The organism is Streptomyces sp. NPDC006512, from assembly GCF_040611935.1.
Classification (GTDB): domain Bacteria; phylum Actinomycetota; class Actinomycetes; order Streptomycetales; family Streptomycetaceae; genus Streptomyces.
In genome coordinates, this window is sequence record NZ_JBEXPG010000041.1 from 1 (window position 1) to 18800 (window position 18800).

At 72.9% G+C, this 18800-nt stretch carries 18 protein-coding genes and 1 tRNA gene; 13 read left to right on the forward strand and 6 right to left on the reverse strand.

Annotated elements, in window-relative coordinates; genetic code table 11:
- A partial coding sequence (locus ABZZ17_RS26270; protein ID WP_356879147.1) for a phosphoadenosine phosphosulfate reductase family protein occupies positions 1–443 on the reverse strand: 443 nt, incomplete at its 3' end.
- Positions 444–916: 473 nt separating this feature from the next.
- On the opposite strand from ABZZ17_RS26270, the gene ABZZ17_RS26275 reads away from it, so the two are divergent.
- The 3 genes from ABZZ17_RS26275 to ABZZ17_RS26285 are packed head-to-tail and all read left to right on the forward strand — an operon-like array spanning position 917 to position 5535.
- Positions 917–2599, forward strand: a complete 1683-nt coding sequence (locus ABZZ17_RS26275; RefSeq protein ID WP_356879149.1) for a hypothetical protein — start codon at positions 917–919, stop codon at positions 2597–2599.
- Complete coding sequence (locus ABZZ17_RS26280) at positions 2596–3780, forward strand: hypothetical protein (protein WP_356879151.1); 1185 nt, start codon at positions 2596–2598, stop codon at positions 3778–3780. Before ABZZ17_RS26275 ends, ABZZ17_RS26280 begins: the two co-directional genes overlap by 4 nt.
- 57 nt (positions 3781–3837) lie before the next feature.
- Positions 3838–5535, forward strand: coding sequence for a nitrite/sulfite reductase (locus tag ABZZ17_RS26285; RefSeq protein ID WP_356879153.1), 1698 nt, complete (start codon positions 3838–3840; stop codon positions 5533–5535).
- Positions 5536–5691: 156 nt separating this feature from the next.
- On the opposite strand, the gene ABZZ17_RS26290 is transcribed toward ABZZ17_RS26285, so the two are convergent.
- On the reverse strand, positions 5692–7092 hold the full coding sequence (locus ABZZ17_RS26290) for an aminotransferase class V-fold PLP-dependent enzyme (RefSeq protein ID WP_356879155.1): 1401 nt from the start codon (positions 7090–7092) through the stop codon (positions 5692–5694).
- 161 nt (positions 7093–7253) lie between these two features.
- On the opposite strand from ABZZ17_RS26290, the gene ABZZ17_RS26295 reads away from it, so the two are divergent.
- Positions 7254–7610 (forward strand): nuclear transport factor 2 family protein, encoded by a 357-nt coding sequence (locus tag ABZZ17_RS26295; RefSeq protein WP_356879157.1) that lies wholly within the window; start codon positions 7254–7256, stop codon positions 7608–7610.
- 82 nt (positions 7611–7692) lie between these two features.
- Here ABZZ17_RS26295 and ABZZ17_RS26300 read toward each other — a convergent pair whose 3' ends face one another.
- Positions 7693–8076, reverse strand: a complete 384-nt coding sequence (locus tag ABZZ17_RS26300; protein WP_356879159.1) for a hypothetical protein — start codon at positions 8074–8076, stop codon at positions 7693–7695.
- A gap of 159 nt (positions 8077–8235) precedes the next feature.
- Between ABZZ17_RS26300 and ABZZ17_RS26305 the strand changes: the two genes are divergently transcribed.
- The 3 genes from ABZZ17_RS26305 to ABZZ17_RS26315 all read left to right on the forward strand — a co-directional run bounded on the left by ABZZ17_RS26305 (position 8236) and on the right by ABZZ17_RS26315 (position 10405).
- Positions 8236–8325 (forward strand) — tRNA-OTHER (locus ABZZ17_RS26305).
- Positions 8326–8612: 287 nt separating this feature from the next.
- Positions 8613–9692 carry an iron-containing redox enzyme family protein gene (locus tag ABZZ17_RS26310; protein WP_356879161.1) on the forward strand — a complete coding sequence of 360 codons (1080 nt, stop codon included), beginning with the start codon at positions 8613–8615 and terminating at the stop codon, positions 9690–9692.
- Positions 9693–9697: 5 nt separating this feature from the next.
- Positions 9698–10405, forward strand: a complete 708-nt coding sequence (locus tag ABZZ17_RS26315; protein WP_356879163.1) for a hypothetical protein — start codon at positions 9698–9700, stop codon at positions 10403–10405.
- Between the two features lie 133 nt (positions 10406–10538).
- Here the strand turns inward: ABZZ17_RS26315 and ABZZ17_RS26320 are convergent, their stop codons facing one another.
- Together ABZZ17_RS26320 and ABZZ17_RS26325 are read right to left on the reverse strand one after the other, a co-directional pair.
- The gene (locus ABZZ17_RS26320; protein ID WP_356879165.1) at positions 10539–10709 is read right to left on the reverse strand and encodes a hypothetical protein; all 171 of its coding nucleotides are present in this window, start codon (positions 10707–10709) and stop codon (positions 10539–10541) included.
- A gap of 13 nt (positions 10710–10722) precedes the next feature.
- Positions 10723–11736, reverse strand: a complete 1014-nt coding sequence (locus ABZZ17_RS26325; protein ID WP_356879167.1) for a DUF2156 domain-containing protein — start codon at positions 11734–11736, stop codon at positions 10723–10725.
- A gap of 248 nt (positions 11737–11984) precedes the next feature.
- Between ABZZ17_RS26325 and ABZZ17_RS26330 the strand changes: the two genes are divergently transcribed.
- From ABZZ17_RS26330 to serS, 6 genes are read left to right on the forward strand one after another with little or no spacing between them, the layout of a single operon-like run.
- Entirely contained in the window at positions 11985–13139 is a 1155-nt protein-coding gene (locus ABZZ17_RS26330) for an acyl-CoA dehydrogenase family protein (protein WP_356879169.1), read from the forward strand.
- Between the two features lie 28 nt (positions 13140–13167).
- Entirely contained in the window at positions 13168–13695 is a 528-nt protein-coding gene (locus tag ABZZ17_RS26335; protein WP_356879171.1) for a hypothetical protein, read from the forward strand.
- On the forward strand, positions 13692–14306 hold the full coding sequence (locus tag ABZZ17_RS26340; protein WP_356879173.1) for a flavin reductase family protein: 615 nt from the start codon (positions 13692–13694) through the stop codon (positions 14304–14306). Before ABZZ17_RS26335 ends, ABZZ17_RS26340 begins: the two co-directional genes overlap by 4 nt.
- The gene (locus ABZZ17_RS26345; protein WP_356879175.1) at positions 14303–15286 is read left to right on the forward strand and encodes a VlmB-like protein; all 984 of its coding nucleotides are present in this window, start codon (positions 14303–14305) and stop codon (positions 15284–15286) included. Before ABZZ17_RS26340 ends, ABZZ17_RS26345 begins: the two co-directional genes overlap by 4 nt.
- 4 nt (positions 15287–15290) lie before the next feature.
- A complete protein-coding gene (locus tag ABZZ17_RS26350; RefSeq protein ID WP_356879177.1) occupies positions 15291–16772 on the forward strand; it encodes an APC family permease in 1482 nt (493 codons plus the stop codon).
- Between the two features lie 46 nt (positions 16773–16818).
- A complete protein-coding gene (gene serS / locus ABZZ17_RS26355; RefSeq protein WP_356879179.1) occupies positions 16819–18099 on the forward strand; it encodes a serine--tRNA ligase in 1281 nt (426 codons plus the stop codon).
- Here serS and ABZZ17_RS26360 read toward each other — a convergent pair.
- On the reverse strand, positions 18083–18799 hold the full coding sequence (locus ABZZ17_RS26360; protein WP_356879181.1) for a 4'-phosphopantetheinyl transferase superfamily protein: 717 nt from the start codon (positions 18797–18799) through the stop codon (positions 18083–18085). The genes serS and ABZZ17_RS26360 overlap by 17 nt on opposite strands.
- Position 18800 lies beyond the last annotated feature (1 nt).

Here is an 18800-nt window from a genome sequence, read left to right on the forward strand (position 1 = left end):
GACTCGTCACGGCGCAGACCCGTCGCCCAGGCCTCGTAGCCGGTCAGGCCCTCTTCCAGCGGCCTGACCTTCCGCAGCGCGCAGCACAGGTCCGGGTCCCGGTCGTGGAGCTTCGGCCCGTACTCGGCGTCCTGCTCCACGACGCTCTGCCGCGGCGTCAGGGTGATGACGTTGACGTCCATCACCGCGTCCACCGCGTCCCGGGTGCCGATGGTCTCCTCGAAGTGGTAACCCGTGTCGAGGAACACCACGTCCACACCGGGGCGGACCCGGGAGGCCAGGTGGGCGACGACCGCGTCCTCCATCGAGGAGGTCACGCAGAATTTCCTCCCGAAGGTCTCGGCCGCCCAGCGCAGGATTTCCGGCGGGGAGGCGTTTTCGAGGTCCCGGCCCGCGCGTTCGGCCAGCGTGGCGAGATCTCCGTCCGCTCGGGTCTTCACCATCCGGTGACTCCTTCACACGGCAATTTCTTCACACGGCGATTTCTTCACAGGCTCCGCACGCGGCGACTTCCTCACGAATGGGGAACGCGGTGAGCGGTCAGAAATTACGCTGCCGAGATTAGCAATGCCGGAGCAGGAATCGCTGACGGTCCGCTGATCGCGGGTATTTTCGACCCGAACCGGGCGGCGACCAGGGGTTTTACGCATTTCAGGGGTTTTGCGGAGTGCGGTCAGCGGCCGGTAAGCCGCGCATCAGCGGACCGCCAGTACCCCTGTGCCATAGTGGGCCGGAAATGCCTTGGAAACCCGTGCTGGCCGGCGGGCCAGGAATTGCCATTCACCGAAAACAGCCACCGACTGGCCGGTTTACGCATTCTGGCCGACACCCCCCGGAGAGGGCAAGCGGAGAAATGAGCCTGCAAGGACCGCGACGAGGAAGGCTGATACGCCGCCTCGCACTCTGTCTGTCGGCGGTGGGACTGACCGCCTCCATGCTCACCGGAGCGGAACCCGCCGCCGCCGGCACGCCGGAAACCTGGACGTCCACCTTCCAGGGCAGCGACGGCGTCACCTACTCGGCCACCAACCACCTGGTGTCGGCGGCCAAGGGCCCGGGCCGGGAGTGGATGCTCGTCTGGTCGGGTCCGGCCAAGCAGCCCGCGCCCGACTTCCTCACCGTCATCGACGCCACCCCGGGCTCCCCCACGTACGGCAAGGTCGCCAACACCGTCACCGTCGGCCCGAACAACGGCAACGAGCCGCACCACATGCAGTACGTGTGGCACAAGGGCGACCGGATCTACGCCGGCGGCATCATGAGCGACACCACCTTCGTGTTCGACGCGAAGGCGCTGCCCGCGCTGACGATCGCCGGCGTCAACACGACCGTCGACACCCCGTGCGGGACCCTGCCCGACGCCTATCAGGTGCTGAGCGACGGAACCGCGTACGGGACGTACATGGGCGGCCCGAACGTGACCGGCCCCTGCACGTACACCAACGGCGAGGTCCGGGTCGGCAACGGCGCGGCGGGCTCGCCCGGGGAGATCGTCCGCATCGGCGAGGACGGCAAGACCCTCGCCGAGATCCCGGCGGCGACCGAGGGCGGCGAGGACCCGGCGCAGTGCGGCAACGTCCCGGCGCTGCCCGCCGCGAGCTGCGCGAACCCGCACGGCATCGCCGTCCGCGAGGACCTCAACGTGATGGTGGCGAGCGACTTCGCCGAGGCCCGCAACTTCATGACCCCCGATTCCGAGCTGCGGGAGAACCTGGCGCGCCAGACCGTCCGCGTCTTCGACATCGCGGACCGCGACAACCCGACGCTGCGTTCGGTGTCCAAGGTCGCCGACGGTCCGCGCGGGGCGCAGGAGCCGCGGGCGTTCTTCCGCGAGTCCCGGGTCGTCATGGAGACCGCGCTGACCAACCGGCCCGGTCACAAGGGTGCGTTCGTCTCCTCGATGGCGGGCGGCGCCGTCTTCTACACGCCGGACATCACCGCGCCCGCCCCGCAGTGGAAGGAGGTCTTCGACGACACGACCGCCTACCGCACCTTCCGGCGCGACCCGGGGGTCACCGGCAGCGGCGACAACGCGAGCTGGCTGGCCGTCAGCCCCGACGACCGGTTCCTCTTCCACACGGTGATGGGCCAGTCGGTGCCGTACGGCAAGCCGCTGGAGGAGACCACGGGCATGATCTACGTCCTGGACATCCAGAAGCTCCTCGCGGCCGGTACGGGCGCCAAGTGCTCCGTCGACGACCTGAACGAGGCCGTGCGCGGCGGCCGCGAGCGGGACTGCCCGGAGCTCGTCAGCACCGTGCCGATCCGTGACGTGAGCTCGGGCGGCCCGCACTGGGGTGCCATGGACAACTTCAAGCGGGGCGCGGACGGCGTGTACCGCGAGACGCAGAACGTGAGCCGCATCGCGGTCGCGAACTACTTCGTCGCCGGGTCGTTCGGCGGTGGCGGCGACCACCGGGTGTGCATGTTCGACCTGGACCGGCGCGGCAACGTGACCCTCGACCGGTCCTTCCGCGACGAGCACACCGGCAAGCCCTGCGTCGGCTTCAACCGGGCCTCCTGGCCGCACGGCGACTACGGCGACAGCCAGCCGCACGGTGTCCTGTTCGTCGTCAGCGACAGCGTCGTACGACGGTGAGCGCAGTCCTCCTGGCGGCGGTCGTCCTGACCGCCGCCCTGGCGCTGGGCGTGCTGCTGCTGCGCCGGGGCCTGCTGCGGCGCCGCGCGAGCGTTTCGGCGTACTTCGCCGCGGCCGTGGCCTGTACGGTCCTGGCCGGTGTCTCGGCGGGGCCCCTGGCTCCGCCGGCCGGGCCGGCCCGGGCGCTGGGCGGGCCGCTGCTCGGCTCGCTCGGGCTGGGCGGCAAGCAGGTGCCGGTGATGGTGGTGCCGAACCGGCCGGGCTTCAACCTGGTCGCCGTCGGGGCCGGCGAGGCCTCGGCGGGCACCGACCGGGGCCGGCTCACGAAGGGCGGACTGCGGCCCGGCTCCACGCTGACCTGGGTCCCGGTGGAACTCCCGGCGGGGCCGGGGCAGGTGTGGGTGTCGTCGGGCGGCGCGGTCGCCGCGCTGGCGGTGGACACGGGCCGGGCGGACGGCGCCGGGCGGGGCGAAGGCCTCGCGGCGCTGCGCGGCGACGACGGGCCGGAGTGCGCGAGCGCCGCCGCCGGGGCCCTGCTCGGCGGGGACGCGCAGCCGCCGACGGGCTGCCCGGCCGACGGGCTCGCCGCGGCGGACGCGGCCGCGCTGCGGGAGTCGGTGGGGTTCCTCGCCGGGCGCGGGGCGCGGTCGATCGGGCTCGTCGAGGACGGTTCGCCGCGCGGGCGGGCCGCGGCCGCCGAGGTGCGGGCCGCGGCGGGCCGGGCGGGGATCTCCGTCGGGAAGCCGGATTCGAGCCGGCAGCCGCTGGTGGTGACCTCCGGCTGGGCGGGCGCGGACACGGCCGTACGGGACGTCGAGGCGGGCCGCACCGTCGCCGAGGGCACCTACCTGGCGCCCTGGCTGTTCACCGCGCCGCTGCTCTCCCCGAGCGCCGGCCAGCTCATCCCGCTGCGGTACGCGCCGAACAGTCCGGCCGCGGTGGAGTACCTGAAGGCGCTCGGTGCCCGCTTCCCGGGCGAGCTGCCCACCTCCGCCGGGTACGACGCCTGGCTGCGGGCCCGCGGTACGGCCGCCCCCGCGCCCGCGAAGCTGTACGCGACGGCGGTGCTGTACGTGCCCGGCAGCGGTGGCGGCGCGGCCGGCGGCCACCACCACGCGGAGGCCACGAGCTGGCTGCCCAGCGGAATGATCGTCCCGGTCGCGGGCCTCGGCACCGCCTGAGCCGGCCCGGACCCCGCACTCCTCCCCCTCCCCCAGCCCCCGTAGGAGCACGGACAGATGACGGAAACAGCCGCGCCGCCGGTCCGGACCGCACGGACCGCACGGACCGCCGCCAAGCGCCCCGAGGGCCAGTGGGCGCTGGGCGAACGCGAACCGCTCAACGCCAACGAGGAGTTCAAGCGGGCCGAGGACCCGCTGCTGGTGCGCGAGCGCATCGAGCGGGTCTACGCCCGCGAGGGCTTCGCGAGCATCGACCCCGACGACCTGCGCGGCCGGATGCGCTGGTGGGGGCTGTACACGCAGCGCAAGCCCGGCATCGACGGCGGGAAGACGGGTTCGCTCGCGCCGGAGGAGCTGGAGGACGAGCACTTCATGATGCGGGTGCGCAGCGACGGCGGCACCCTCGACCTCGCGCAGCTGCGGGCGATCGCGGACGTGTCGATGCGCTTCGCCCGGAACACGGCGGACATCACCGACCGGCAGAACATCCAGCTGCACTGGGTGCGGATCGAGGACGTGCCCGCGATCTGGCGCCGGCTGGAGGAGGTGGGCCTGTCCACGACGGAGGCGTGCGGGGACTGTCCCCGGGTCATCGTGGGCAGTCCGGTGGCGGGGGTGGGCGCGGCGGAGGTGCTCGACGCGACCCCGGCCGTGCGGGAGATCGCCGCCCGGTACGTCGGGGACCCGTCGCTGTCGAACCTGCCGCGGAAGTACAAGTCGGCGGTGTCCTGGCTGCCGGACGTCCCGTACGAGATCAACGACCTGGCGTTCCTGGGGGCGGTGCACCCGGAGCACGGCCCGGGCTTCGGCATGTGGGTGGGCGGCGGGCTGTCGACGGTGCCGATTTTGGCGCGGCACGTCGGGGTGTGGGTGCCGCTGGCGGAGGTCCCGGACGTGTGGGTGGCGGTGGCGCGGCTGTTCCGCGACTACGGCTACCGGCGGCTGCGGAACAAGGCGCGGCTGAAGTTCCTGATCGCGGACTGGGGTGTGGCGGAGTTCCGGCGGGTCCTGGAGGAGGAGTACCTGGGGCGGCCGCTGCTGGACGGGCCGGCGCCCGAGCTGCCGGCGGTCCCGATCGACCACATCGGGGTGCATCCGCAGCACGACGGGCTGTCGTACGTGGGTGCGGCGCCGGTGGTGGGGCGGCTGTCGGGGACGAAGCTGGCGGCGCTGGCCGATGTGGCGCAGGCGCACGGCAGCGGCCGGGTGCGGCTGACCCCGTACCAGAAGCTGCTGGTGCTGGACGTCGCCGATCCGGAGCCGCTGGTGGAGGCGCTGCGGGGCATCGGGCTGGAGGCGCGGCCGTCGTCGTGGCGGCGGAACACGATGGCCTGTACGGGGATCGAGTACTGCAAGCTGGCGATCGTCGAGACGAAGGAGCGGGCGGCGACGCTGGTCGCGGAGCTGGAGAAGCGGCTGGCGGGCGAGGACGTGTCCATCGGCGTGAACGTCAACGGCTGTCCCAACTCGTGCGCGCGCACGCAGGTCGCCGACATCGGGCTGAAGGGGCAGCTGGTCACGGACGGGGACGGCCGGCAGGTCGAGGGCTTCCAGGTGCACCTGGGCGGCAGCCTGACGCTGGCCGCGGACCAGGAGGGCGGTTTCGGGAAGAAGCCGCGCGGTCTGAAGACCACCGCGGCGGACCTCCCGGACTACGTGGAGCGTCTCGCGCGCGGCTACCTGGCGGGGCGCGCCGACGCGTCGGAGGGCTTCGCCCAGTGGGTCGCGCGCTGCGGTGAGGAGGAGCTGCGGTAGCGGCGCTCCCGCTGCCCGTACGGCTGCGGCCCGGCCCGGGGTGCTCCCCGGGCCGGGCCGCCCGCGTACCCGGGCCCGGGTACGCCCGCGGGCCGGGCCCCCGGGGCGGGGCCCGGCCCGGGTGTGGGGGGCGGGGAGGTCAGGGGGGCGGGAAGGTCAGGGGGCGGCGAGTTCCGCGGCGAGGGATTCGAGGACGACCCGCACGCTGCGGTCCACGTCCTCCTCGGTGGTGCGCCAGTTGACGACCGAGACGCGCATCGCGGCCCGGCCCTCCCAGAGGGTGCCGCCGAACCAGCAGACGCCGCTGCGCTGGATGCGGGCGATGACGGCGCGGGTGACGTGGTCGTCGTCGCCGAAGCGGACGAGCAGCTGGTTGAGGACGACGTCGTTGAGGAGTTCCACCCCCTCGACACCGGCCAGCTGCTCCGCGAAGCGGCGGGTGTGGGCGCAGCAGCGGTCGACGAGGTCGGCGACGCCGGAGCGGCCGAGCGAGCGCAGCGCGGCCCAGACGGGCAGGCTGCGGGCGCGCCGGGAGAAGTCGGGGACCCATTCGATGGCGTCGCGTTCGCCGTCGGTGCCGGGCGGCAGGTAGCCGGCCCGCTCGTTGAGCATGGCGGCGCGGTGCGCTTCGGGGTGGGCGATGACGACGATGCCGCAGTCGTAGGGGACGTTGAGCCACTTGTGGGCGTCCAGCGCCCAGGAGTCGGCCCGTTCCACGCCCTCGACGAGGGGGCGCAGGCGGGGGCTGGCCGCGGCCCACAGGCCGAAGGCGCCGTCGACGTGGACCCAGGCGTCGTGGCGGTGGGCGATGTCGCAGATCTCGCCGACGGGGTCGACGGCGCCGGAGTTGACGTCGCCGATCTGCGCGCAGACGATGACCGGCCCCTCGATCCCGGCGAGGGTGCGGTCGAGTTCGGCGGGGATCATCCGGCCCTTGTCGTCGACGGGGACGTTGCGGATGCGTGCGGTGCCGAAGCCGAGGTAGCGGGCCGCGAGGTCGATGGTCATGTGGTGCTGGGCGCCGGCGACGATCGCCACGTCGGGTGCGCCGCCCAGGCCGTCGCGTTCCACGTCCCAGCCGGCTTCGGCGAGGAGTTTGTGGCGGGCGGCGGCGAGGGAGGTCAGGTGGGCCATGGTGCAGCCGGTGGGGAAGCCGACGGAGGCGTGGGCGGGCAGCCCGAGGAGTTCGAGGACCCACTGGGCGGCGACGTCCTCGGCGACGGCGATGGCCGGGGAGAGGTTGTAGAGGCTGGCGGTCTGGTCCCAGGCGGAGACGAGCCAGTCGGTGGCGATGGCCACGGGCAGGGTGCCGCCGGTGACGTAGCCGAAGTAGCGGGGGCCGTTGGCGGTCGGGATGCCGCCTTCGGCGACGGCCCGGCCGAGGACCTCGATGGTGTCGGTGGCGTCGGCCGGCCCGTCGGGCAGCGGGCCACCGAACATTTTCAGCAGTTGTTCGGAGCCGGCAGTGGCACCCACCGGCCGGTCGGCGAGGCCCGTCAGATATTCGATGGCCTGCTGATAGGCCAATGCGAGAGGCGCACTGTCTGCTGTGGTCATACTACGAACGTAGGGCGCGGGCACTGACGTGCGACTGACTCGAATGGCCGGAACTTCTGGTTACTCGGACGGCGCGGGCTGTTGGACTGTATTACTTTCCCTTGCGGCCCGTTCCGACCGGCGGGCCGATCGCGGTGAGCCATGAGTCATGAGGAGTTCCGATGTCCGACGAGCAGACACGCAAGGTTATCGACCAGTTCAACCAGGCATTCCAGCAGCACGACCCGGGACTGCTGAAGGACCTCCTCGCCGAGAACTGCCGGCTGGAGAACTCCGGGCCCGCCCCGGACGGTTCGAAGCACGTCGGATATGACGAATGTCTGCAGTTCTGGTCCTCGATCGCGTCGAACGCGCAGGCCACGTTCGAGGTGGAGGAGGTCTGGGTGGCGGGCGAGCGCGCGGTGTGCCGCTGGACGCTGCGCTGGGGCCCCGGCGCGAAGGACTTCGTCCGCGGGGTCAACGTGACCCGCCTGGAGAACGGGCTGATCGTCGAGAGCTTCGGCTACGTCAAGGGCTGACGCGCGAACGGAAAGGGGGCCCGGGCCGATATCGGCCCGGGCCCCCTTGCGCTTCCCGCTTTCCGTACGCCGACGGGGACGCTCAGTCGGCGAGCTGCGAGACGATCATCACGCAGTCCTGGAGGGCCTTGGTGGCGTGGCCCTTGCCCTCGGTGTCCTCGACGAGCTGGGTGTTGCCCGGGGTGAAGGTGCGCCAGGTGCCGTCGCTGACCCCGCACTCCAGCAGACCGCTGATCAGGGTCATGATCTGGCGGCGCGGCGCGGGGTGGAAGTCGCCCACGTACCCGGCCGGGAGGAAGAGGTAGACGGCCTGCTTGGCCGGCACGCCCTCGGAAACGAAGATCGGCGGCGCGGGCGGGGCGAAATTGACGGCGGTCACCTCCAGCGTCTCGTCGATGAAATGCGATTCGCCGTTCTCGTCGTTGTAGAGACGCGATACAGCGATTTTGGCGGTCTCGGCACTCACGGGAACTCCCCTGGCATCTGGTGAAGTGGCTCGATCGCCCCTCACTATCCCAGCGGGCGCTGATGGGCCCCTGACCGTTCCCGCCGAATTCGGCCCTCGTGAATCCGTCAGCACCGTGTCAGCCACGGCGTGCCAAGCTGATGGCAGAGAAAGGCCGTTGGAGAGGTTCCCAAAGCGGCCGAATGGGGTCCGGTGGGGTTACCCGCCGGACGGGCTCTGCCCACGCAGGTTCGAATCCTGCCCTCTCCGCAGGTGCTCATCCCAGGCACGCGCATCCCGATCCGACCAAGGGGTGCGCGTGTCTTTGGCATGAGGGGCCCCGGCCGCACCGGCCCGGGCCCCCTCCGGCACCCCTCTCGTCCCCGGACTCGCGGAGCGAGGACGCGGATCCAGCCGATCCGCCCGCGGGTTCCCGTCGACGGATCCGATTCCCTTCCCTGCCCGGCGCGACCGGCCGGGCGTCGTTTCCCGAGCGGCCACCTGTGGCCCGAGCGCCCGAGCGACCCCGAGCGACCCCGAGAGACATGGAGACGCAGTTGCCCAGCACCGACAACCCCAACGTTCCCGCGATCCGCAGGACCGACGCCGCCGCGCTCGTGGAGGAGGTCTCGTCCTGGCTGACCGTGGACGCCGACGAGGTCGACGCCAAGTACCTCGGCGAGCGGGCCCGCGTCGTCGAGGCGGTCACCCGCATGAACGCCGCCGCGGTGGCCGGCCCCGACCGGGACGATGCCCACTACCAGCAGCAGCTCCTGCTGTCGCGGATCTACCAGACGGTGATGCAGATACCGTCGCGGCCGACGGCCGAGGGCTCCGTACTGCTCCACGAGGTCACCCGGCTGCTGGAGCACGCCACCCTCACCACCGAGGACGCCCACCTGGAGCCCGGGCTGCTGGAGTCGGCGCCCGCCGACCCCAAGCAGTTCCTGTCCTGGCTCAAGGGCCTCGTCCGCAAGCACCGCGCGTTCAAGCACCCCTACTACACCGACTTCATCAACCGCGAGGCGCGCGCCGAGGACCTGCGCACGTACGTCATCCAGGAGTCGCTGATCGACGGCCGCTTCGACGACTTCCTCGCGATGATGCAGATCGGCACGGCCGGGGCGAGCAAGATGGAGATCGCCGGCAACTACTGGGACGAGATGGGCAACGGCGACCCGGAGGCCGTGCACACCCACCTCTTCAACAAGATCTACGAGGTCTTCGACGTCCGCGCCGAGGACCTCGAAGCGGCCATGACCACCACCGACCTGCACTCCGGGAACCTCGCGGTGCTGCTGTGCCGCTACCGCCACCTGTACCCCGAGGCGGTCGGCTTCCTCGGGATGACGGAGTGGCTGGCCCCGGACCGGTTCCGCAACGTCGTCCGGGCCTGGGAGCGGCTCGGCCTGCCCGAGGTCGGGATCACCTACCACCGGCTGCACATCACCATCGACTCGCAGCACGCGGCGGGCTGGTTCCACAACGTGGTCATCCCGAGCGCCGACACCGCCCACATGCGCCGGGGCATCGCCCGCGGCGCGCTGTGGCGGGCCAACTCCTCCGCCCGCCACCTCGACGAGCGCCTGGAGCTGGCGCGGCTGTCCGCCGAGCGCACCCCCGTCGCCGCGGGCTGAGGGCCGTGCCGTCGCCGAGTGGGCACGCGCTGCGCGAGCACGGTTTCGCACTGGCCGGGCTGCCGCCCGTGCCCGCGGTGGTCGCGGCCGGTTTCGGGGAGGATCCGGGGCGCGTCCTGCGGCTGCGGATGTCGTGGACGGCGGACGACGACTGGCTGTTCCAGTACGTGCCCGCCCCGGCGGCCGCCGGGCCCGCGAACCCGGTACGGGACCTCGCGGACCGGCGGCTGGCGGCGGGGCTGTCGGCCCTGCTGCGGCGCACCCTCAGCGGGCCGTGGCTCGACATCCACGCCGACTGGCTGATCGAGCTGCACCGCATCCGTACGGTCGCCCCCGCCGGGGCGGCGGTACGGGTGGAGCCGCCCGGGCCGGCTCCGGCCGGCTGCGCGTTCACGCTGGTGGCGGTGGCCGGCCGGGAGGGTGCGGGGAGCCTGCGCTCGCTGCTGTACGGGCCGGGGCGCGGCGCACCGCCCGTGGAGGCGGCGCCCGCGCCCGGGCAAGGCGTCCTGCTGGACCGGCGGGCCGTCGTCCACGACCGTCACGAGCTGCTGGCCGGCTCCGGCGGACCGGTGGTGCAGGACCTCCTCCTCGCGCACCTGTGCCCGGCCGCAGGGCCGGTCCAGACGGCGCCCGGACCGGCCCTGCGGCGGCGCCCGATGCTGGTGCGCGGCCCGGCCGGCACGGTGGTGCGCACCCGCCCGGCGTTGCGCTGAGGACCGGGCGGGGCCGGTGCGGGGCGGTGGGGGATTCCCCCGCCGCCCCGCTCTCCGCGTGCCGGGACCGTCCACGGCCGCGCCCCCGTACGGGGATCCGTACGGGGGCGCGGGCGGGGAGGGGTGGTGGGGGTCAGGACGCGGCGGCTCCTTCGCGGAGCAGGGCGTCGAGGCGGGCGAGGCCCTCGTCGCTGGCGCGGGCCGCCTCCAGGTCGTCGGGGGCGGCGGCGCAGGCCTGGAACTGTTCGACGACCAGCAGGCCCTGGGCCTGGATCTCCTCGGTCGTCCCGGTCTCCTCGGACATCGGGGCCTCCCTCTCAGACCGCGTTGCAGGCGCGGAAGACGTGGACCAGCGCGGGCAGGCTGGCCCGGTGCTGGAAGGCGATGTACTCGGGCAGCACCGCGGAGGGCGCCCACTTCTGCTTGTACTCCAGCTGCGTGCGCGCCGGGTAGATGTGCGCGCCGTGCTCCCAGAGGTGCTCCATGAACCAGTGGAAGCCCCGGCTGTGGCCCGGGAACTGGGGGGCCGTCAGGGAGGTGAAGGGGGTGAAGCCGAAGTGCAGCCAGCGGGTGCCCTCGGCGGTGAACACGTCGATGGCCGCCTTGTTGAGGGCCTCCATCACCCCGGGCGGGGAGTCGGGCCGGCGCCGGCTCAGGTCGTGCATCCAGCCGGGCCGCGGTCCGTAGACGGGGGCGTAGGAGACGTAGCCGATGAGCTGTCCGTCGCGGACGGCGGCGAAGAGGCGGCGCAGCGGCTGGTAGCGGCCGCCGGTCTGGCCGACGAGGAACTCCAGCGGTTTGACGCCCTCGCCCTTGGTGGCGAGCCAGGCGGTGTCGAGTTCGGCGATCTCGTCGGCGTGGTCCTCGAAGGGGACCTCCTTGATCTCCAGGCCGCTGCGCAGCGCCCGGGAGATCTTGTTGCGGAGCTGCATGAACCTGGTGCCGGCCAGGGTGAAGGTCTCCAGGTCGACGGCGTAGGAGGCGCCCATCTGGTTCACGGTGAAGCCCTGGTCGACGTAGACGTCGGCGTCCGCGCCCTGGAGCTGTACCGAGACGATCTCGCGGCCCTGTTCCGCGGCGAAGGCGGTGAAGCCGGCGAGGAGCCGGGCCCGGGGGCCGTCCGGTCCGGCCGGGGTGAAGGGCGCGAAGGGGCCGCCGAACTGCACCAGGTAGCGGCCCACGGGCCGGTAGACGATGATCCCGGGCTGGTCCGGGAGCCGGAAATAGCTGTTCCCGTCACTGAAGGCGAAATACGCGCTCGGATTTCCGGCGTCCGCGTACCGCCGGATGGCGTCGAGTGCGGCATCCGTCTCCAGAATCGTTCCGGTCATTTCAGATCCATTCTCCCGCGGGCACTTCCCCACTTATGGCACGGGCGGCGCGCCGCCACAAGTGCCACAGGGGGTGGCGGTCAGCTGCCGGTCAGGGAAGGGTCAGAAGAAAGCACTGGTCAGAAGGGTGTCAGGCCTCAGTCAGACGGTGAGTGAAACACTGCTTTCCGAATATTGGCTTTCGGATCACAGGAATGCATTCACCGGTCCGGAGGAGAATTCCGAGAGAGCCCGAGGAGAACACGCCGATGCGTTCCCTGACGACAGCGCGCGGGATCTGCGAGCAATTCCATCCAGGTCTTCTCGACGCGCTTGAGGACCTGCCGCTCACCTCTGCGGAGGGCGGGGCGCGGGAGAGCGCGGACAGTCCGGTGCTGGAGCTGTACCGCAAGTTCGGCGGTCCCGGACTGCTCGTGCCCGCCGCGTACGGCGGCGCGGCCGCGGGGCCGCTGGAGGCGGTGCGGGTGCAGCGGGCGGTCGCCGCCGCCTCGCCCTCGCTGGGGGTCGCCTCGACGATGCACCACTTCACCGTCGCGATGCTGTTCCGGCTGGCGGAGGCCACCGGCCGGCTCACCCCGGCCCAGCTGAAGCTGATGCGGGCGGTGGCCCCGGAGGGGCTGCTGCTGGCCTCCGGCTGGGCGGAGGGGCGTACCAGCCAGAACATCCTGGCGCCGTCCGTCGTCGCGGAGCGCACGCCCGGCGGGTACCGGGTCAACGGGTCGAAGAAGCCGTGCAGCCTGTCCCGTTCGATGGACGTGCTCACGGCGAGCGTGCAGGTGACGGGGGAGGACGGGCGCTCCGGTCTGGCGCTGATGCTCATCCCGGCCTCCTCCCCCGGCGTCGGGACCCGGCCGTTCTGGGGGACGCCCGTGCTGGCGGCCGCGCAGAGCGACGAGGTCCTGCTGACCGACGTGGAGGTGCCGCGGGACCTCGTCATCCACAGCACCCCCGAGGACGCCGACCGGCTCGACGACCTGCAGACGGCCGGGTTCACCTGGTTCGAACTCCTCGCCACCTCCACGTACGTGGGCGCCGCCTCGGCGCTCGTCGCCCGGGTGCTGGCCGGCGCGCGGGGCACGGCCGACGAGCGGGCCCGGCTGGCGGTCCGGCTCGACGCCGCCGTCGGCCTCGTCGAGGGCGCGGCCCGGGCGATGGAGGACGGCGTCGACGGCGACGAGGCGGTGGCGGCGGTGCTCACCGCCCGCTACGCGGCGCAGGACCTGCTCGCCTCGGCCGTCGACCAGGCCGTGGAACTGCTCGGCGGGATGGCCTTCATCCGCTCCGCGGACGTGGCGTACCTGGCGGGCGCGGTGCGCGCCCTGGCCTTCCACCCGCCCTCGCGCGCCAGCGTGGCCGCGGAGCTGGCCGACTACTTCGCCGGCAGCCCCCTGCGGCTGTCCTGATCAGCTGCCCGTCGGAAGGACACCCCTCATGGACATCAAGAACCCGGTGGAGTCACCGGTCACCTTCAACCTGCACCGCGCCGAGTACCTCGTCGCCTTCGCCGTGACGATCGGTCTGATCCTGTGGCACTTCACGGACATCCGCTGGATCGCGGCGATCGGCCTGTTCCTGTACATCGACCTGCTGGGCTACATCCCGGGCGCCATCGCCTACCGGCGCAGCCCCGACGGGCGGATCCACAAGGCGTACTACGTCCTGTACAACACGATGCACAGCCTGCTCAGCGTGGCCCTCGTCGGCGTGCTGTGGATGTGGCTGATCGGGCCGGAGTGGGCGCTGCTGGCGCTGCCGTTCCACGTGTTCGGCGACCGGGGCGTCTTCGGGAACTTCCTGAAGCCGTTCGGGCTGCCCTTCGAGCCGGTGCCGACGCCGCTGGTGGACCGGGTGACGGCGATGCTGAAGCGCCGCGCGGCCACCGACGGCCCGGTCCCGCTGCCCTACGAGGAGCAGGCCGCCGCGGCCGGCGCGGCCCCGGCGGTCGGGGCGCACCGGTGAGCCGCTATCCGGCCTGGCTCACGGACCGTTCGGTGTCCGGGCCCGCCGAGGGGTACGAGGATCCGGAGGCGGCCCGGCTGGCGCTGCGCCGCCTGGCGTCGAGCGTGACGGTGCTGACCGTCAGCCAGGGCGGGGTCCGGCACGGCACCACGGCGAGCGCGGTGGTGACCCTGTCCCGGGACCCGCTGGTGCTGGGGGCCTGTCTGCGGCCCACCTCGACGTTCGCCTCGCTGGTGCGCAGGGCGGGCCGGTTCTCGGTGAACGTCCTGGCCTCGGCGCAGAACGACGTGGCCCGCCGCTTCGCCAATCCGGGACGTCCGCTCGGCGACGCCCAGTTCGAGGGCTTCGACTGGTCCACCGATCCGCTCACGGGTGCTCCGCTGCTCGGCGGGAGCCTGGCCCACATGGCCTGCCGGGTCCTGGGCTGGCACCAGGTCGGCGACCACGACATGCTCCTCGCCGAGGTCACGGGCGGCAGCCACACCGTCGACTCCCCCATGCTCAGCTTCGCCGGCCGCATGCACAGCGCCGCCGTCACCCCCGCGGGTTCCGTCGTGTCCGCGGGTTCCGTCGTTCCCGCCGCTTCCGTCACTCCCAGCGAGGTGTCATGACCACCGTTCCGCAGATCCCCGTCGAGGCCGACTGGGACCGTGCCCCCAACCTGCTCGACGGCGCGCAGGAGATGACCCTGACCGCCGACGAGTGCGACCTGGGCTACTGGCTGTCGGCCGTCGCCCAGGGCACCCTGCGCGGACGCGCCGAAGCCGGTCACGACGCGGTCACCCCCGCCCACATGCGCGAGGACGGTCCGCTGCGCGAGGCGCTGGTGCTGGAGCTCGGCAACCGTTCGCTGGCCGAGTCGCGGGCGGTCGAGGTGCTCTCCCACTACGTGATCGGCGCGCCCGGCGTCGTCGAGCAGGAGTTCTTCACCACGCAGGTCGTCGACGAGGCCCGGCACGCGATGATCTTCCGCAAGCACCTGGTGGACCTCGGGGTGCCCGCCGCGGGGCTGCTGGACTTCATCACGGAGCAGGGCGCCGACTACACCCGGCGGGTGCTGAACCCGATCGCCGAGTTCGCCACGACCGTGGTGCGCGACGAGGGCGACTTCATCGGCGCGGTCGCCGTGTTCACCATCGTCATCGAAGGGGTGCTGGCGCCCGCGGCCGAGCTCAGCGAGCGCAAGTGGACGCTGCTGGACCCGGCCGCCGCCGAGATCGCGCGCGGTGCCTCGATCGACGAGATCCGCCACCTGACCGTGGGCAGCTCCATCGTCCGCGAGCACCTGGCGCGCAATCCCTCGTACCGGCCGCGGCTGATCGAGCTCATCCGGCGCGGCCGGCAGCTGTGGGACGAGCTGCCGTCGGAGGAGTTCGTGCTGGAGCGCGAGGAGCTGTTCCAGGAGGGCATGTTCGCCCACGCGCGGCTGCTGGACGGGTACGAGGTCTTCCCCGGCTGCAAGCTGCTGGAGACCACCCCGAAGCAGCGCTACGACCTCGCCGAGCAGTGGACCGACGACATGGCCGAGGTGCGGCTGCCGTACATGGGCATCCCGGAGGCCGTCGACATCATCCGCAACCACCCGAGGTGATCCGGTGACGTCCACGATCCCCGCGAGACCCGCGGCCGGAGCCGCGGCCGGAGCCGCGGCCGGAGCCGCCGCGCCCGGGCTGCGCCGCACCCTGACGACCCCCCGGATCGTGTTCCTCGTGGTCGCGGCGGCGGCCCCGATGTCCGGGGTGGTCGGTTCGGTCCCCCTCGCCTACGCCATCGGCAACGGCGCGGGGGTGCCCGCCACCTTCGCCCTCGCCGGGCTGATCCTGCTGTGCTTCTCCGTCGGGTACGCGGCGATGAGCCGGCACGTGGTGGGCGCGGGCGGGTTCTACACGTACATCGGGCAGGGCCTGGGCCGGCCGCTCGCCGTCGCGGGCGGGCTGACCGCCGTCACCGCGTACACGGCGGCCGTCGCCGGGGTCGCGGGTGCCTTCGGGTACTTCGCGGAGCTGGTGTCCGGCGCGCACGGCCTGCCCGTGCCCTGGCCGGTGTGGACGGGCGGGGCGCTGGCCCTGACGGCGGTGATGGGCTACCGGCGGATCGACCTGAGCGCCCGGCTGCTGGCGGTCCTCATGGTCGCCGAGGTGGCGGTGCTCGGCCTGCTGGCGCTGGCCATCGCCCTGCGGCGCGGCGCGGACACCCTCCCGGCGGCCTCCTTCCGGCCGGAGACGGTCTTCTCCCCCGGGCTCGGGGTGGCGCTGATGTTCGCCCTGATCTCGTACGTGGGTTTCGAGGCGGCCGCGCTGTACGGCGAGGAGAGCCGGAACCCGCGGCGCAGCGTGCCGGTCGCCACCTACGTCTCCGTCGTGCTCATCACCGTGTTCTTCGCGGTGGTCAGCTGGGCGGCCGTCGGGGCGATCGGCGCGGACGAGGCGGCCGGCCGGGCGGAGCGGGAGCTCGGCGACCTGTTCTTCCGGCTGTCCGACGGCTACCTGGGCGGCTTCGCGACGGGCGTGATGCAGGTGCTGCTGTGCACCAGCCTGTTCGGGGCGCTGCTCGGGCTGCACACCGCCGCGAACCGGTACCTGTTCGTCCTGGGCCGGGAGCGGGTGCTGCCGGTTTCGCTGGCCCGGGTGCACCCGCGGCACTCCTCCCCGTACCGGGCGAGCGTGGTGCTGTCGGTGGTCACGGCGCTGGTGTGCGGGGTGTTCGCGCTCGCGGGGGCCCATCCGTACACGACGCTCGCGACGACCATGCTGGCCCTCGGGACGGTCGGCATCGTCGGGCTCCAGGCGGCCGTGGCCGTCTCCGTACTGGTCTTCTTCCGGCGGCGCCCCGACGGGCACTGGTGGCGGACCCGGCTCGCGCCGCTGCTGGCCCTCGCCGGGCTGACGGGTGCGCTGGTGCTGCTGCTGGACAACTTCGCCCTGGTCACCGGCACCACCTCGGTCTGGGTCAACCGGATCCCCTGGCTGATGGCCGGCGCCGCGCTCGGCGGGCTCGGCTACGCCCGGTGGCTGAGGTCCCGGGATCCCGGACGCTACCGGGCGATCGCCACCGCGCACGTCACCGACGAGGACTGACGTGACCGACAAGGACCGACGTCACCACAAGGGCTGAGGAGCCGTCATGCACGATCCGCACATCCTGCTCCAGGACTCCGCGGAGGCCGACCTGGCCCGCCGCGGCCACCGCCTGGACCGCACCGCCCTGCGCGACCTGACCGGCCTGCGGGCCCGGCTCATCGCCGAACGGGACAAGCTGCGGGCGGAGCAGAACCGCTCCGCGCGCAGCGGGGTGCGGCCCGACGCGGCCGCGCGCGCCCGGATCCAGGAGGCCAAGGAGCGGCTGCGGTCGGTGTCCGAGGAGCTCCGGGAGGCGCAGGAGTCCCTGGACACGCTGCTGCTGGCCGTCCCCAACCGGCCCTACCCGGACGTCCCCGACGGGACCGAGCAGGATCCGCCGGTGGTGCGCCGGGTCTTCAGGGAGCCTCCGGGCTTCGAGTTCACCCCGCGCGACCACGTGGACGTCGGGACCCGGCTGGGGATCCTCGACCAGGTGCGGGCCGCGAAGCTGTCGGGTTCGCGGTTCGCCGTGACGCGGGGTGCGGGGGCCCGGCTCGAGCGGGCGCTGGCCTCGTTCCTGCTGGACCTGCACACCGGGGAGCACGGGTACGTGGAGCACGGCGTGCCGCACCTGGTGAGCCGGGAGACGATGACGGGCACCGGGCAGCTGCCGAAGTTCGCCGACGACCTGTTCGCGACGCACGCCGCCGACCGTGACCTGCTGCTGATCCCGACGGCCGAGGTGCCGCTGGTCAACCTGTACCGGGGGGAGACCCTCCAGGAGGGCGAACTGCCCCTGGCCCTCACCGCGTTCACCCCCTGCTACCGGGCGGAGGCGGGCTCCTACGGGCGGGACACGCGGGGGCTGGTGCGGCTGCACCAGTTCGAGAAGGTGGAGCTGGTGCGGATCTGCCACCCGGACCGGTCCCGCGAGGAACTGGAGCTGCTGGTCGGGCACGCGGAGACCGCCCTGCGGCGGCTGGGTCTGGCGCACCGGGTCGTGGAACTGCGGGCGGGGGACCTCGGGTTCGCCGCCCGGCGTACGTACGACATCGAGGTGTGGCTGCCCGGCCAGGGCACCTACCGGGAGATCTCCTCCTGCTCCGACTGCGGGGACTTCCAGGGCCGCAGGGCCGGCATCCGGGTCCGTGACCGGGACGGCGGGAAGGCGTTCGCGGCGACGCTGAACGGGTCGGCGCTGCCGGTCGGCCGGACCCTCGTCGCGATCCTGGAGCAGTACCAGCGCGCGGACGGCTCGGTGACCGTGCCGCCCGCGCTGGTTCCGTACACGGGTTTCACCGCGATCGCCGCGGACGGTACGGCGGTGCTCAGCACCGCGGCGTGAGCGCGGCCGCCCCGGCCCGGTCTCGGACGTGCTCCCGGCCGGGCCAGGGCAGGACCGTGACCGGGGGCAGGTCCCGGGACACGAAGGCGGTCATCGCCCAGGGCGCGTCCTGGCGGGTGGGCTGGAGCGCGGTCCGGCCGTGCCAGGGCCCGGGGCCGTGGCCGGTGATCCCGCGCAGGGTGACGGCGCCGTCCGGGCCGAAGTCCAGGTCGACCTCGCGGGCGCCGTCGGTGAGGCCGCGGCCGGTGGCCTTGACCGCGGCCTCCAGCAGGGTCCAGGCGTGGAAGAAGGTCTCGGGGGTCGCGCTCGCCGGGACGCCCGGGTAGACGAAGGTGAGCACGTCCAGGCTGGTGGTGGCCGGGCGGACCAGTTCCACGTCCACGCCGACCGGTCCGGTCTCGGTGGCCCCGAGGAGCAGCAGTCCGTCCGAGCGGGACCAGCTGACGTGGGTGCCGGGCTGGTCGGGCAGGTACGGCTTGCCGGCGGGGTCGTAGTGGATGCGCAGGTCGGACGCGGCCAGGCCCAGGCGGTCGGCGAGCAGCCGGCGGACGGTGAGCCGGGCGCGGTAGAAGCGGTGGGCCGCGCGGGCGTGGACGAACTCGGCGCCGCGCCGCAGTTCCTCCTCGGTGAGGCCCTCGGGATAGTGCGCGCTGATGTCGGTGGGGTCGACCCGGTCAAGGTCGACCAGCCATGCGTCCATC